The following is a 13,335-nucleotide window of genomic DNA, read 5'->3' on the forward strand; positions in this document are numbered from 1 at the left end:
CTACTTGTCGCTACTAGAGGAGTAATGCATGAATCGCCTTTTGTCTTCCTTTCTCCCAGGCAATGGACAGGGCCAGACGCCAAAAACGCTTTATTTCGCCTTACTGGTGGCCGCGTGTGTAATTTCAGCACTGCTGATTTTTGCCTTCTGGGTTGATGGCTGGTCGATCTGGATTTTAGGATTGTTAATTATTGTAGCCTGGCTGCCATTGATCTTCTCAGTTATGAGTACTATTTATCAGCAGCACCCATGGCTCTCGCTGCTCTATCTGGTGGTGGTTGGTCAGGCTGCCCACATGATTGAACATCTTACCCAGGCGTTTGAAATTCATGTGCTGGGGTATGCAGGTCCAAAGGCCAATGGGATTATTGGCTTTCTGAACATTGAGTGGGTCCATCTGGTCTGGAATTCATGGGTACTGCTCCTGGTTGGGATACTCCTGATTGGCTATCGGAAAAATGGCTGGCTCTGGTTCCTCTTTGCTTTTGCCATCTACCATGAGCTCGAACATATCTATATGGTGTATATGTATATGAAGACGGGACATCCTGGTAACCCTGGCTTTCTCGCTCATGGTGGCCTCTTTGCAGGTGGGCTCCCCATCACCCGTCCCGACCTTCACGCGATCTATGCAGTGCTGGAAGAGGCAATGCTACTCATGATCTATGTCATGGAACAACGAAAAGTAAAGAAGGCAGCACAGTTCCAACTGGCTACGGCTTAAGATATTCCATGAGGCTGGAGAAGGTGATCTGGCACCTTACACATGAAGAGATAGAGGGTCATCAATTCTTGCACACGTGAAATGGAAGGATAGAGATCCTCAACGAAGAGGCCCACCACGGCCATCATGAATGATCGGCCCACACTTTATAAGCGATAAATCGCTTATAAAGTGTTATTTAGCGCCTGACGGTATCAGGAATTACCAGGGTAAGTCTGAATTACGTTGGATTAAATAATCGACCAAGTTGCAAAGCCAGTTGGAGATCGCCTGATGGCAGCATTCTCCCTTTGAGGATCGGCCAGGGCATACGGTCCTGCCCCATCAGGAATGAGCTGAAGGCATGCGGATGAGGGGACCAGAGCGTGACGGTTGGGTGGTGGAAGTTTCCCTCTTTGGCAAAGGTCCCCACGGGCTGAATAAAGAGAGACCAGCGACCACCGCCTGGCCCGGCAATATGAAACTTTATGTGCGCCTGCAGGGTGCCCCCCCGCTCTGGCCAGTAGACAAGGGACATCAATTGAAAGAAACGGGCAAGTTGACGATGCATAAACTCAGATGAATACTGTTTCCAGAGCGGAGGCAGGCCAACCAGACGAGTGAGTTGATCCGCATGCAACATACCTGGATGCACAATCTGCATGTCTAAGAGCTCAGCAATGGTCAGAGAACGATTAAAAATCGGAAGAGCTACAGGCAAGGAGAGCTCGCTCACATCCAGGTGCTGTGTAATCTGCGCAGTCTTTTGTAAGGCTTGCAGAAAGCTCCCACTCAACACAGAGAGTGGGAGCTGGCTCCGCTTTGCAATCTCTTGCTCATTCAAACGAGCAAGATCTGTCCGCGCCCGAAGGTTTGGCAAGCTAAACGTCTGCCCCTGAACGGTCTCTTCCAGAGCGTGCAGATAAATTTCTGCCGCAGCCGTAATATGGGCAACCGTCTGCATAAAAGTCCACTCTCCCGGTCGCACTGGCTTTGACTGCGGCAACTGTGCGACACAGACACGTTCAAAGAATGCCTCGAACAGATCATGCATCGAGCAGAGATCGCTGCTTCTGTCAGCAATTGCGTAGCCTGTCATATGCTCCCCCTGTTTGTCTGCATCATACCATCAATGTGACACTACACCGTAAATTTAATCGGCGCTTGCTTCACAGAGAAGAGGAGCGGGCTATCCAGACGGACCAGGGGCTCAGAGTAATCAATTTCAATATTCTTGAGATGCTGAAAGAGGAGGTTCAGCGCGATTTCACCCTCCAGACGTGCTAAAGGGGCGCCAATACAGAAGTGGATTCCAAAGCCAAAGGTCAGGTGGCGATTGGGTGAACGGCGAATATCAAACACATCTGGTTGCTCAAACTGCTCAGGATCACGATTGGCCGCAGAGATCCATGGGATGACAAGCGATCCTTTGGGAACGACCTGTCCGTCGAATTGCGTCTCCTGGAGTGTCACACGTGGAATCGATGAGACCACCGGGGAGAAGAAGCGCATCACTTCATCAAAGGCACCCTGGATCAGTTCTGGATGAGCTCGCAGGGTTGGCTGGAGATCAGGAAAGACTTCACATGCCAGAATCGTATTGATCAGAAGCGGTCCGGGAGCCTGCCCGGCCACAATCATAAACATACATGTGCCAATTAATTCCTGAATTGATAAGCGATCTTCCTTGCTCGTATCATGTAAAAGATCGCTGATCATATCCTCTTGTGGCCGACGCTGACGCTCTTCTACCAGAGCTTCAAAATACTTAATTAATGTCACGGTCGCGCGAGCCGATTCAGGCGTCATAAAATTCATGTACTCAAAACTGAGCGTCATAAATTGCCGATAATCCTGTTCAGGGACCCCCAGAATCTTCGCCACAATAATGGCCGGCCAGGGATTTGAAAAGTCCGCAATGAGATCCATCCGGCCCTGATCCTTCACCTTTAAGATCAGGCTCTCGACCGTTGCAGCGATGGTTGGCTCCAGGCCAGTTGTGCGCGCCGTAAAAGACGGAAAGCTCAATTTACGCAGGCGCGTGTGGTTGGGCGGATTTTGATTCCCCATGCTGACGTTAACCGGATCTGGCATGCCATCAACAGGTGGAAAGGCGATCTCACGTGCCGTTGAAAACGTTTTATAATCAGAAAATATGCGCTGCACATCTTTATAGCGAAATACATTCCAGACATTCATAGTTGTATCAAAATAGGCTGGTCGGATCGCCGTTGGCGAAAAGCCCGGATAGGGAGAAAAAAGCTGCTCAAAATATGCTGGATCCATCAGTGGTGTCTGTCGAGTGGCCATTCATCGCTCCTTTTACTCTTTACTTGCTCATTCATACATGTATCATCATCTTTTATCCTTCAAATGCCACGTTTACCCGATATGCTCACTTCTGATGAGCTTGTATGACCATGAAAGATGTTCCAGAGCCGTCTCTACAGCGGCTGAAAAGGTGCTTTCGACACCACTCGCATCAATGCACTTCCACACATATTCCCCATTGTCACGCCGCATAATCGCAATTGGCACCGGGAGAGTCCGTAAAAACGCGATAAGCGCCTCTTCTGAGAGAAGATTCCCTGTGGTAGGAGTGGGTGGAACGACCTCCGAAACGTCAGGAGCAGTCTCCCGCGTTCGTGGCAGAACCTCCCAGGAGACCACACCACGAATCTTGCCAATGATATTGAGTCCCAGGCGATCCAGAATAGTCGCGTCATTTTCATAATATTCGATATCAGTAAAAATCAGCAGATGGCCAACCTTCTCGCTCCCTTCTGCTTCAGCAATCTCTACGCGATGACCGACGGCCCAGGACAGCATGGTGGCAGTCGCTTCAAGCTGTTCAGATAAGCACCACACCTTGATTGTTGCAGATTGTGTTGTCATACGTCTCCAACCCTCTCATGAAAAGGTTGCCCTTAGATCAAATAGTCTGGACAAATGCAAAAGAGCATACCCTCCCACCTGAGAGCAGGAGGAAAGGTATGCCGCAGGATCAGATGCCTATTTGTCCAGCCAGGCACCGATGTGTGTTTTCACACGATGCAGGATAGCAATAGGAGCGCCATCAGGATCAATGGTGCTGTACAGAGGAATATTGACATAACCGGTGCCACCACCCTGTCCAATTGGGGGAACGTGCGTGATGGTGTGCTCGAGGACGATCTGCTCTTTGTTGAAAACAGTGACGCCCAGGTCCAGCAGGTCAAACTTCATGTACCCGTACATCTGGCACATTTTTGGAGAATTTGGAGCATCATAGGTGGTGCCAGTGCGAACCTGACCAGCAGAGATGCCCATCTCAGCATTGGTGCTTACATGAACGCGGCCAACGAGCTTGCTGGTGCCGTTCACGTTCAGATCGCGCATGGTGATGTCGATAGAAGCCTCAGCCCAGTCAGCGGAAGTAGGATTAGCGCGCTCGATGGTGTAAGAACCATGGAACTCGATCGTCTCTTCGCCTTTGCCGATAACTTCGATGGTGTCCCAGGTGATGAAGCTGAGAGCATCAACGCCACCTTCTGGCATCGTGAACAACTGTAAATCGGAGAGTGCCTTAGGATTTGGAACGAGTGTCTTGCTGACGTTCTGCTGCTCGATCATGAGTTTCCTCCAGATAGTTGCTAAACTCTTTAAAGCATTCGGTGAGCTTTGATAGCAGTAAAAACGCTCCGTGGTTCCTCCGCAGCATTTATCACTTGAGATTTGCAATCCCTGCTTCCTGCTCACAGTGATACTATACGTTATCTTTACCTTCGACGCTTCTTGTGACTTGCTTTGTTTTCATTTTAAACAATGTTTTCAACAATTCCTCTCACAAACAGCCAGTCTCGCTAAAAAAAGCAAGAGAGAAGAAGAAAAATGTGAAAGGAAGGCGGTACACTTGCAAGGTGTGAATGGAAGAATTCTCGTTCACAGGTACATCTCTATTGCCAAAGGAGATAATGGTGGCAGATCCACGTTTACGGCGGATGGCTCAAGTCTTACTCCAATACTCTTTGGGGCTCAAATCCGGCGAGAGGGTGGGCATTCGCGCTGAACCAGTTGCCTCTCCCCTCATTCGAGAACTTGTTCGTGAGGCGCTCCATATCGGAGCGTATCCCGAGCTGTATATCGAGATCCCTGGCGTCAAAGAGCTGTTGCTCAAAGAAGGCTCCGATGCTCAACTGCACTATATTCCCGATGGGTTCCGGCTCCGCTCAGAAGTCTATGAGACAGCGCTGGATATTCTCTCTCAGGAAAACACAAAAGAATTGATGGGGATTGATCCAGCACGTATAGCCCTTCACAATCAGGCCCAAAAAAATGTCTTCCAGACGATACGTTCGCGAAGCAGTGAGGGGGTGCTGCGCCGCTCGATCCTTCTCTATCCAACCAATGCCTATGCTCAGGATGCCGATATGTCGCTCAGCGATTTTGAAGATTTCCTGTATCATGCATGCTTTCTTGATGAGGAACAACCAATTCTCCATTGGCAAAAACTCTCACAACAACAGGATCGGCTGACGAGCTGGCTTCAGGGAAAACGCACAGTCCAGATCGTTGGGAAAGATATTGACCTGACATTCTCCGTTGAAGGTCGTAGCTTCATGAGCGATGATGGACGCTACAATTTCCCGGGTGGCGAGATCTTTACCAGTCCCGTGGAAAATTCGGTGAATGGCTCTATCCGCTTTAGCTTTCCTGCTTCTTACGCCGGTCGCTCAGTTGATGATGTACGGCTGCGTCTTGTCGATGGCGTCGTCGTGGAGGCACAGGCTGGTCAGGGGCAAGAGTATCTTGAAAAAATGCTGGCTCTGGATGAAGGTGCCCGCCGCTTCGGCGAATTTGCCTTTGGGAATAATCCTAATATTCAGCGCTGCATCAAAAATGTTCTGTTTGATGAGAAAATGGCTGGTACGATCCACTTTGCACTGGGAGCCAGTTTCTCGGTGACCGGCGGCAAAAATCAGTCCATCTTACACTGGGATATGGTCTATGATCTACGGCATGGCTGTGACATCTACTTTGACGGCGAACTATTCTGTAAAGATGGTCGCTTCACTACCAATATGATAGAAGGATAAGCATGATGAGCCAATCAACCGAGATTAATCTGACATCACCTCTCTTCAAAGCCAATCCTTATCCAACCTTTGCTCGCTTGCGCGTCAATGATCCTATCCATCAGCTCCCCTCCTCCAATGGGCAGAATGCATGGCTCTTTACCCGCTATCAGGATGTGGAGGCACTCTTACGAGACGAACGCTTTGTCAAAGATAAGCAGAATGTTTTTCCCCCACAAGAACGCGTCCGCCCTCCAGCATCAGCTGCTGATCTGATGACGATGGGCATGATCGATTTTGATCCACCCGATCATACACGTCTGCGCTCTCTGGTGAATATCTCTTTTACGCCACGACTGGTAGAGCAGTGGCGCGGGCGCGTCCAGGAACTGACCAATGAGCTCATTGATGCAGTTGAAGGGCATGGAAAGATGGATCTGATCGAAGAGTTCGCGTTTCCATTGCCGCTCCAGATTATTCTTGAGATGCTGGGAGTGCCAAAGGAAGATAGTCCATTGCTGCATACCTGGACCAAAACGTTGGCCAATGCCCTGGGCGACCCGGTCGCTTCCCAGAAGGCTTTTGAACAGCTCCAGCTCTTTTATGTCTATCTACTGGAACTAATTGAGCGGAAACGCAAGCAACCTGCTGACGATCTCGTTAGCCACCTGATCCAGGCCGAGAGCGAGGGGCAAAGACTATCGGAAAGAGAGCTCGTGGCGATGGTCTTTCTTTTGATTGTGGCCGGTCACGATACGACAGGCAATCTCATTGGCAATGGGATACTGGCGCTGCTGACACATCCTGAACAGATGCAGCTCCTGAAGCAGGACCCAACGCTGATCAAAACGGCGATTGAGGAATTCCTCCGCTACTATAGTCCCTTTACGTTAGCTACCCTTCGTTGGGCTCGCGAGGATGTTGAGTATAAGGAACACTTAATTCATCGTGGCGATAGTATCGTGATCTCGCTCTCATCAGCGAACCGCGACGAGCAGACCTTCATTGAACCAGAACAGCTCAATATTGCTCGCCAGGAGAATCGGCACCTGGCCTTTGGCAAAGGCATTCATTATTGTATTGGTGCGCCGCTCGCTCGCATGAAGGGGCAGATTGCTATTGCGACGTTGCTCCGTCGTCTTCCCCATCTCCAATTACAGGTGGCTCCTGAAGAGCTCATCTGGCGTCCCGGCTCACTTATTCTCGGCGTCAGTAGCCTTCCTGTGCTGTTCTAGCCCGTCTCTCGCTCACCTGCTGAAACGATAAAGCGTATACGCAAGAAATGCTTCATAGCAGTCCATCGAAAGGGAAAGACATGCGTCTGAAGGATGTTGAGCAGATTCACAAAGGCGCTCCTGGCTCGGATATTGGCCGCATCATGGCCTATCACCCTGAGCTTTTTGGAGCCTCATTCGGTGCATGTATTCAGCAATTTCTACGGGGACCATCGGATTGGACGGTGGGAGAGCGTGAATTATTCGCGTCTTTTACGGCCTCCCGGCTCCATTGCGTCTATTGAACCTATGCCCATGGCGCAGTTGCGTCAAAACAATTAGGCGACGAGATTGTGCAGGCTGTGACAGACGATTGGCGTACGGCACCCATTGATGAGAAATTACGAGCGATGCTTAGTTTTCTCGAGAAAGTTACCCTTACTCCAGACGAGGTCACATCTTCTGATGCTGAGGTGCTGTTCACGTCAGGCATAAGCCGACAGGCGATGCAGGATGCATTGCTCATTTGTGCCTGCTTTCATATCATCGCACGCATGGCTGATGCACTGGATGTCGCAATTCCTCCTGCGGAGGTGTTCTCACAGGCTGGTGCCTATCTGCTCATTCATGGATACATCTAGACATATCTGGATTGATCTACTCATTCCACTTTAAGAAGAAGGGGGAGAGTCCAATGGAAACGCATCAGGAGAAGAACGCGACGACGGATGCTTCGACTATCTCTATCCAGCAGGTCGCTACCCAGCCTACTCCTTTTCAGATCGGTGCACGCCTACTTGAGGTTGGCGTGCACCTGTTCGTTCATACCCTGCGCTTTGCAGGGAAATTACTCTGGAAACGGCTCAGCCGCAATAACATCTCCAGGAAAGCGTTGCTTGGTCAGGCTGCGGCTGATCTGTGTAACTCTTTAGGCGCAACCTTTATCAAAATTGGGCAGATTCTGAGTACCAGGCGCGATTTATTATCGCCCGAAGTTATCGCGCCCCTCATCAAATTACAAGATGATATCGCACCAATCCCATTTCGCTTCGTTCCTCCCATCGTTCTCACCCAATTCGGTCGCCCTCTGACAGCGATCTTTCAAGAATTTGAAGAGAGACCTATCTCCAGCGCCAGTATTGCTAGCGTCTATCGTGCACGCTTGCTTGATGGTCGGGTGGTGGCTGTAAAAGTTCGTCGACCTGAGATTGTGACCAGGGTTGCCTGTGATCTATTTATTATGCGTGTGATGGCTCGCCTGATGGGACGACTGAAAGTATTTACGCTGATTCCTATGCTTGAAATGATTAATGAGGTTGGTCAATATATTGAAAGGCAGGTCGATCTACGGATTGAAGCCAGCAATAATCGGCGCTTTCGAGCACAGTTTGCCCATGAGCCGCTCATTCAATTTCCGGTATTGATTGAAGAATACTGTACCGATGCAATCATTGTGATGGATTTCATTGAGGATCTGGTGCGTATTGACCAGCTTCAGTGGGCAGAGACGGAGTATCAACAATCGCTTATTATTGGACTGCGAGCTCTCTATCAAATGATTTTTGTGGATGGCTTTGTCCACTGCGATCTCCATCCCGGGAATATGTACTTCTGTCCAGGGGGCAGAGTGATTATGCTTGATACTGGCTTTGTCGCTGAGCTCAATCGTCAGAATCGGTTCCAATTTACCGATTTTTTTCTAGGAATTGCGACGAACGATGGCAAAAAATGCGCTCGCATTCTCTATGAAACCGCCTTCTCCCGCACTGAACCATTTGATCACGATAGATTTGAGCAAGCGACGGTTGAGATCATTGCCAAAAGTTCAGGCTCACAGGCGCGAACCTTTCAAGTTGCACCCTTTGTGGCTCAGATCTTCGATGTCCAGCGCCGCTTTGGCCTACGTGGTTCCACTAATTTCACGATGGCGATTCTATCGTTACTTGTCTTCGAAGGGATTGCCAAACAATTGTATCCCCATCTGGACTTCCAGAAGGAGGCCAAGCCCTTCCTCTATGAGGTTATTTTTGAGAAACAGGCCGAAATTATGGCAAGAAATCGTGAAGTATGAATGCCCTCGAGGGCAGGTTTGCCAGCAAGAACAGAGGGTTCAGCATAGCCCCGCAGCTGAAGAACTCACAGGCGCATTCTCAGCTGCGATCCAGACAACCCGAAGCGCTATTGATCAGCTAAACAAATAATCAGGCTGTGCAGACATAGGAGGAAACAGGGTTGGACGATTGAGGAACATAAGCGACAATAAGGCCACAAGCAGAGTAGTTGATGTCATAGACAACGTTGGAGTCAAGAAGATCAACATTTCCATTGACTGTTGTCTCTCCATCGTCCGATGGGGAGCTCGTGTTCTGTATCCTGGCAGTAAGGTTGATGACGGAAGTGACAGTATAGGTGTTGACCTGTACACGGGACCAGGTGTTGACTCCCTGGCAGAGCTTTGTCACAGTACCAAGTTGTACAGAGGAGTTGTTAACGGTAGCGATGACGGCGATAGAGTGACCACAGCTAAGGCCCTGAGCACTGGCTGTACCAGAGGTACCTATGAGTGTGGCGAACAATGCCACAACCATAGCTGCCAGGAGCGCATACCGTGAAAGATGTAGCTGGCGGAGAACGAACATAGAGGTCAGGCTCCTTCCAAAGACTTTCGTTAGAACGTGTACCTCTATTTCACATAGGTACACAAAGATTTCATTATCTTTCAATTAGTATAGCTAAAGGAAACGTCTTTTACAAGATCATCGTTCCTCTATGTGCATATACATACTATTAAGCAAGCAAGCAAAATAAAGCAGAAAAAGAGAATTCCGCAATTCAGAAGAAGATTTCTTCTTCATAAGGATCTATACTTTCGATAAGAGATTCATCGTATGTAACCTTCACGCTCCAGGGTCTCTAACACTGATCGCTCACTCTATTCCAGGTTTGAGGCAGCTCTTTATTTTCCAGCAACCAGGAAGTATTACTGTCTTGACGCTTGCTCGTTCAGAATTGCCTGTTTTCAGGAGGATACAATGGTCGAACATGCCGATTCAGCCCCACGCTCATGGTTTATTACATCGGATGAGCTCTTTATTTCAGAGGACGGGTATCTTCGTATTCCTCATCCCAATGCGCAGGCCCCGATCCGGCTCCTGTGTTTTCCACCTGCCGGTGCCGAAGGCTTTATGTACGATGGATGGGTTGCGCTGCTTCCCGAATCAATTGAGCTTTGCGCAGTCCAGCTCCCTGACTCGGATCAGTATCGTGAGAGTGCAACGGTGATCTCGCTGCTGGGGGAAACGATTCTGCATCATGCTCGTGAGGGGCAGCAACTTGTGTTCTGCGGGATCTGCCTTGGAGCATTCTGGGCCTACGAAGTTGCGCGATATCTCTTTGAAAAATATGGAATTGAGCTCGCTCATTTTGTTGTCACGACCTTTCCCGCACCTCATGTACGTGGAAAAATTACTGCGTATATGCGAACCTCTGCCTTCACTGATATGATGATCAGCTATATGCCTGAAGGCTCGCCTGAACAACAGTATGCGGTCTCTCGTGTCCCTGTCATGATGCATGATGCGGATCTGGCGGATCAGGAGACTGCTCCTCTGACAACACCCCTCCACTGCCCTATCACCGCCTTTGGCTCATCTCATGATCAGGTTGTTGACCCGGAAAGTATGTGGTCATGGCAGGGATACACCGACGCCAACTTCCGCGTCCATATCTGCGATGGAGACCATTTCTATGCCGACCATCATCTCGCCGACTATCTTGAAGCCCTCATTGGCTATCTAAAAGCCGATGGGTTACAGATCTAAGATCGCAGTTAGAGCCGATCAATTCGCCACTTGAAGGGGATAGTTTGTTCCTGCACCCTGGCAAGAACGATATCCTCTTCGTCTATGGCGGACAGTACACACAAAGATGGTGACAAATGAACACAAGTATTGAAGAGCTCGTGGCTGGTATTCTGGAGGTACCACTTTCAACTATTACTGATACAACAGGTCCAACAAATCTCAAGGCCTGGAGTAGCATGAAGCATATTCGTCTCATCGTAGCGCTCCAGGAGACGTATCATGTCACACTCGCCAAACGAGAGATCCAGCGTTTGACATCTGTCGGCGCAGTCAAAAAGGCGCTGAGTGAGAAAGGCGTTGCGTTCAACTAGCCTGACATGGCGGCTTCGTGAGAAGGAACTGAAGACATGCACGAGTGGCACCCAACACTCTCACAATTACAAGATGATGATCTCTTATCTTTGCTACGTATCAGGCAGTTTGAGTTAGCCCTATTGGAGCTGTTTTCCCAGGGAAAACTCCATGGCACGACACATACCTCTCTGGGCCAGGAATATATTCCTGTCGCACTCAATCCCTTATTTGAAGAGAACGATTTTCTGTTTAGCAATCATCGCGGCCATGGTCATTATCTGGCACGCTATGCCGATCTTACAGGCCTGCTAGCAGAAATAATGGGGCGCGAAGGTGCAATCTGCCAGGGACTGGGAGGGAGTCAACATCTCTACCGCGAACAACAGTATCTTTCAACAGGCGTGCAGGGCGAAGCGCTTCCCGTAGCCTGCGGCGTGGCGCTTCATCTGAAACGTGCCAAACAAGGGGCCATGGCGGTTGTGTATATTGGAGATGGCACCTGGGGCGAAGGCACGACCTATGAAGCCTTAAATATTGCGCGGCTCTGGCAGCTCCCACTCCTGGTCATTGTTGAAAATAATCAGATTGCGCAATCAACTCCTCGCCATCAGCAGATGGCTGGCACAATCGAGGGACGAACTCGGGCCTTCGATGTGAATTTTCTCAGAGTTGTCTCCGACGACATCAATCTGATCCGTTCTGCTATCGCACCGCACATACAGTCACTGCGGACCACCTGTTTACCGCTCGTCATCGAATTCGAGACCTACCGGCTAGGCCCTCATAGCAAAGGTGATGATACCAGAGATGAGGCAACCCTACAGCAACTTCAACAGAACGATTGGCAGATTCGCTATCAGCAACAGTTTCCTGACCAGTCTCTGCGCTGTACAGAGATAGCCAGGCAACAGGTAGAGGCGGTCATCGCCGATGTTGAGCAGCGACCATTGCTTCAAGTTGCGTCAGTAGTGGAGGGACGCCCATGACAACCAGCGAACGCGTTGTTGAACATATCAATCAGGCGCTTCATAGGCTCTTTGCGGACGATCCTCACCTCTTCTTGATCGGAGAGGATCTACTTGATCCCTATGGAGGAGCGTTCAAAGTCAGTCGAGGCCTCTCAACCCGTTTTCCTGAACAGATCCTTACCACACCTTTGAGCGAAGCCACGTTTATGGGGCTTGCCAGCGGGCTAGCTTTATGTGGTGAAAAAGTGATTGTAGAGATTATGTTTGGCGACTTTATCACGCTGGCCTACGATCAACTCTGCAACTTTGCCAGCAAATCCGTTGCTATGTATGGCCGCTCACTTGCCATCAACCTGGTTGTGCGCTGCCCGATTGGTGGAAACCGGGGCTATGGTCCAACCCATAGTCAGAGCATGCAAAAATATTTTATGGGTATTCCCCATCTCCATCTCTTTGAAGCCTCTCCCTTCCATGATTACCACCGCCTTCTGCAACGCCTGATCAATCGAGGGGGACCCAGTATCCTCTTTGAAGATAAAGTGCTCTACACCCAACGTATGTACAACCATGGTCTTGTCGACGATTACTTTATTTTTAATGAGGTCGATAGCGAACAGAATGTGATCCGGGTCTCGCTGGATGATGGTGGTGGCAACACCCCTGATTGCGTGTTCATCGCTCCTGGCGGCCTGGTCTCTCGCTGTCTGGGTGCAATGAGAGCGCTCTTTTTACGACATGAGATCTCTGTCGAATTGTTGGTCCCGGCCCAGCTCTATCCCTTTCAGGTGCAACACATAGCAACCTCTCTACAGCATGTTGAGCACATTTTTGTGATTGAGGAGAGCGTGGCCGGTGGCACCTGGGGCTGTGAGGTTGCCCATCAGATCTATACACAGCTCTGGGGACAGCTCAAACATCCCATCCAACTTATTCATTCAAAAGAGAGTATCATTCCAGCCGCCCCTCACCTGGAAAAGCAGGTCCTTGTCCAGATGGAGGATATCTACCAGGCAGTGATCGAAGCAATCTACACAAACAAATAAGACCTATCGTCATCTGTCGTCATGGCGTGTGCTTGATAAGCGAGCATCCCCCTACAATGCTCATAGAAGGATACATAGCGGAGGGGGTCACGGCGGCCATCATGAATGATGGGCCCGACATCCTTAGGCGATAAATCGCACTTTACGAGCAATTTTCCTGTGAAGGGTAAGGGCCTATCTTAATGGCGTGTGGTTC

At 49.7% G+C, this 13,335-nt stretch carries 14 protein-coding genes; 9 read left to right on the top strand and 5 right to left on the bottom strand.

Features of this window, described 5'->3' with window-relative positions; translation table 11 throughout:
* Positions 1 to 28 precede the first annotated feature (28 nt).
* On the top strand, positions 29 to 724 hold the full coding sequence (locus EL628_RS27620; RefSeq protein WP_126583200.1) for a hypothetical protein: 696 nt from the start codon (positions 29 to 31) through the stop codon (positions 722 to 724).
* 220 nt (positions 725 to 944) lie between these two features.
* On the opposite strand, the gene EL628_RS27625 is transcribed toward EL628_RS27620, so the two are convergent.
* The 4 genes from EL628_RS27625 to EL628_RS27640 form a co-directional block, all read right to left on the bottom strand.
* The gene (locus tag EL628_RS27625) at positions 945 to 1,802 is read right to left on the bottom strand and encodes a DinB family protein (RefSeq protein WP_126583201.1); all 858 of its coding nucleotides are present in this window, start codon (positions 1,800 to 1,802) and stop codon (positions 945 to 947) included.
* Positions 1,803 to 1,843: 41 nt separating this feature from the next.
* Positions 1,844 to 3,013, bottom strand: a complete 1,170-nt coding sequence (locus tag EL628_RS27630) for a cytochrome P450 (protein WP_126583202.1) — start codon at positions 3,011 to 3,013, stop codon at positions 1,844 to 1,846.
* A gap of 72 nt (positions 3,014 to 3,085) precedes the next feature.
* A complete protein-coding gene (locus tag EL628_RS27635) occupies positions 3,086 to 3,598 on the bottom strand; it encodes a hypothetical protein (RefSeq protein WP_126583203.1) in 513 nt (170 codons plus the stop codon).
* Between the two features lie 117 nt (positions 3,599 to 3,715).
* A complete protein-coding gene (locus tag EL628_RS27640) occupies positions 3,716 to 4,423 on the bottom strand; it encodes a DUF6073 family protein (RefSeq protein ID WP_126583204.1) in 708 nt (235 codons plus the stop codon).
* A gap of 233 nt (positions 4,424 to 4,656) precedes the next feature.
* Between EL628_RS27640 and EL628_RS27645 the strand changes: the two genes are divergently transcribed.
* From EL628_RS27645 to EL628_RS27660, 4 genes are all read left to right on the top strand, one after another.
* Entirely contained in the window at positions 4,657 to 5,778 is a 1,122-nt protein-coding gene (locus tag EL628_RS27645; RefSeq protein WP_245994496.1) for an aminopeptidase, read from the top strand.
* A gap of 2 nt (positions 5,779 to 5,780) precedes the next feature.
* A complete protein-coding gene (locus EL628_RS27650; protein WP_245994498.1) occupies positions 5,781 to 6,992 on the top strand; it encodes a cytochrome P450 family protein in 1,212 nt (403 codons plus the stop codon).
* A gap of 80 nt (positions 6,993 to 7,072) precedes the next feature.
* The gene (locus EL628_RS30930; RefSeq protein WP_126583205.1) at positions 7,073 to 7,612 is read left to right on the top strand and encodes a carboxymuconolactone decarboxylase family protein; all 540 of its coding nucleotides are present in this window, start codon (positions 7,073 to 7,075) and stop codon (positions 7,610 to 7,612) included.
* 53 nt (positions 7,613 to 7,665) lie between these two features.
* Positions 7,666 to 9,042, top strand: a complete 1,377-nt coding sequence (locus EL628_RS27660) for an ABC1 kinase family protein (RefSeq protein ID WP_126583206.1) — start codon at positions 7,666 to 7,668, stop codon at positions 9,040 to 9,042.
* 130 nt (positions 9,043 to 9,172) lie between these two features.
* On the opposite strand, the gene EL628_RS27665 is transcribed toward EL628_RS27660, so the two are convergent.
* Positions 9,173 to 9,610: a hypothetical protein gene (locus EL628_RS27665; protein ID WP_126583207.1), complete on the bottom strand. Its 438-nt coding sequence runs from the start codon at positions 9,608 to 9,610 to the stop codon at positions 9,173 to 9,175.
* Positions 9,611 to 10,003: 393 nt separating this feature from the next.
* Here EL628_RS27665 and EL628_RS27670 point away from each other — a divergent pair, with 393 nt between their 5' ends.
* From EL628_RS27670 to EL628_RS27685, 4 genes are all read left to right on the top strand, one after another.
* Positions 10,004 to 10,792 (top strand): thioesterase II family protein, encoded by a 789-nt coding sequence (locus tag EL628_RS27670; protein WP_126583208.1) that lies wholly within the window; start codon positions 10,004 to 10,006, stop codon positions 10,790 to 10,792.
* Positions 10,793 to 10,908: 116 nt separating this feature from the next.
* On the top strand, positions 10,909 to 11,145 hold the full coding sequence (locus EL628_RS27675) for an acyl carrier protein (RefSeq protein ID WP_126583209.1): 237 nt from the start codon (positions 10,909 to 10,911) through the stop codon (positions 11,143 to 11,145).
* Positions 11,146 to 11,181: 36 nt separating this feature from the next.
* Positions 11,182 to 12,114 carry a thiamine pyrophosphate-dependent dehydrogenase E1 component subunit alpha gene (locus EL628_RS27680; RefSeq protein WP_126583210.1) on the top strand — a complete coding sequence of 311 codons (933 nt, stop codon included), beginning with the start codon at positions 11,182 to 11,184 and terminating at the stop codon, positions 12,112 to 12,114.
* Positions 12,111 to 13,139, top strand: a complete 1,029-nt coding sequence (locus EL628_RS27685) for an alpha-ketoacid dehydrogenase subunit beta (RefSeq protein WP_126583211.1) — start codon at positions 12,111 to 12,113, stop codon at positions 13,137 to 13,139. The genes EL628_RS27680 and EL628_RS27685 overlap by 4 nt, the downstream gene beginning before the upstream one ends.
* Positions 13,140 to 13,335: the final 196 nt, after the last annotated feature.

This window comes from Tengunoibacter tsumagoiensis, from assembly GCF_003967535.1.
GTDB lineage: Bacteria > Chloroflexota > Ktedonobacteria > Ktedonobacterales > Ktedonobacteraceae > Tengunoibacter > Tengunoibacter tsumagoiensis.

Excerpts from the sequence above, each read along its gene's own strand:
- EL628_RS27620 (WP_126583200.1), top strand. The coding sequence starts at position 29 with ATGAATCGCCTTTTGTCTTCCTTTCTCCCAGGCAATGGACAGGGCCAG.
- EL628_RS27625 (WP_126583201.1), bottom strand. The coding sequence starts at position 1,802 with ATGACAGGCTACGCAATTGCTGACAGAAGCAGCGATCTCTGCTCGATG.
- EL628_RS27630 (WP_126583202.1), bottom strand. The coding sequence starts at position 3,013 with ATGGCCACTCGACAGACACCACTGATGGATCCAGCATATTTTGAGCAG.
- EL628_RS27635 (WP_126583203.1), bottom strand. The coding sequence starts at position 3,598 with ATGACAACACAATCTGCAACAATCAAGGTGTGGTGCTTATCTGAACAG.
- EL628_RS27645 (WP_245994496.1), top strand. The coding sequence starts at position 4,657 with ATGGTGGCAGATCCACGTTTACGGCGGATGGCTCAAGTCTTACTCCAA.
- EL628_RS27650 (WP_245994498.1), top strand. The coding sequence starts at position 5,781 with ATGATGAGCCAATCAACCGAGATTAATCTGACATCACCTCTCTTCAAA.
- EL628_RS27660 (WP_126583206.1), top strand. The coding sequence starts at position 7,666 with ATGGAAACGCATCAGGAGAAGAACGCGACGACGGATGCTTCGACTATC.
- EL628_RS27665 (WP_126583207.1), bottom strand. The coding sequence starts at position 9,610 with ATGTTCGTTCTCCGCCAGCTACATCTTTCACGGTATGCGCTCCTGGCA.
- EL628_RS27670 (WP_126583208.1), top strand. The coding sequence starts at position 10,004 with ATGGTCGAACATGCCGATTCAGCCCCACGCTCATGGTTTATTACATCG.
- EL628_RS27675 (WP_126583209.1), top strand. The coding sequence starts at position 10,909 with ATGAACACAAGTATTGAAGAGCTCGTGGCTGGTATTCTGGAGGTACCA.
- EL628_RS27680 (WP_126583210.1), top strand. The coding sequence starts at position 11,182 with ATGCACGAGTGGCACCCAACACTCTCACAATTACAAGATGATGATCTC.
- EL628_RS27685 (WP_126583211.1), top strand. The coding sequence starts at position 12,111 with ATGACAACCAGCGAACGCGTTGTTGAACATATCAATCAGGCGCTTCAT.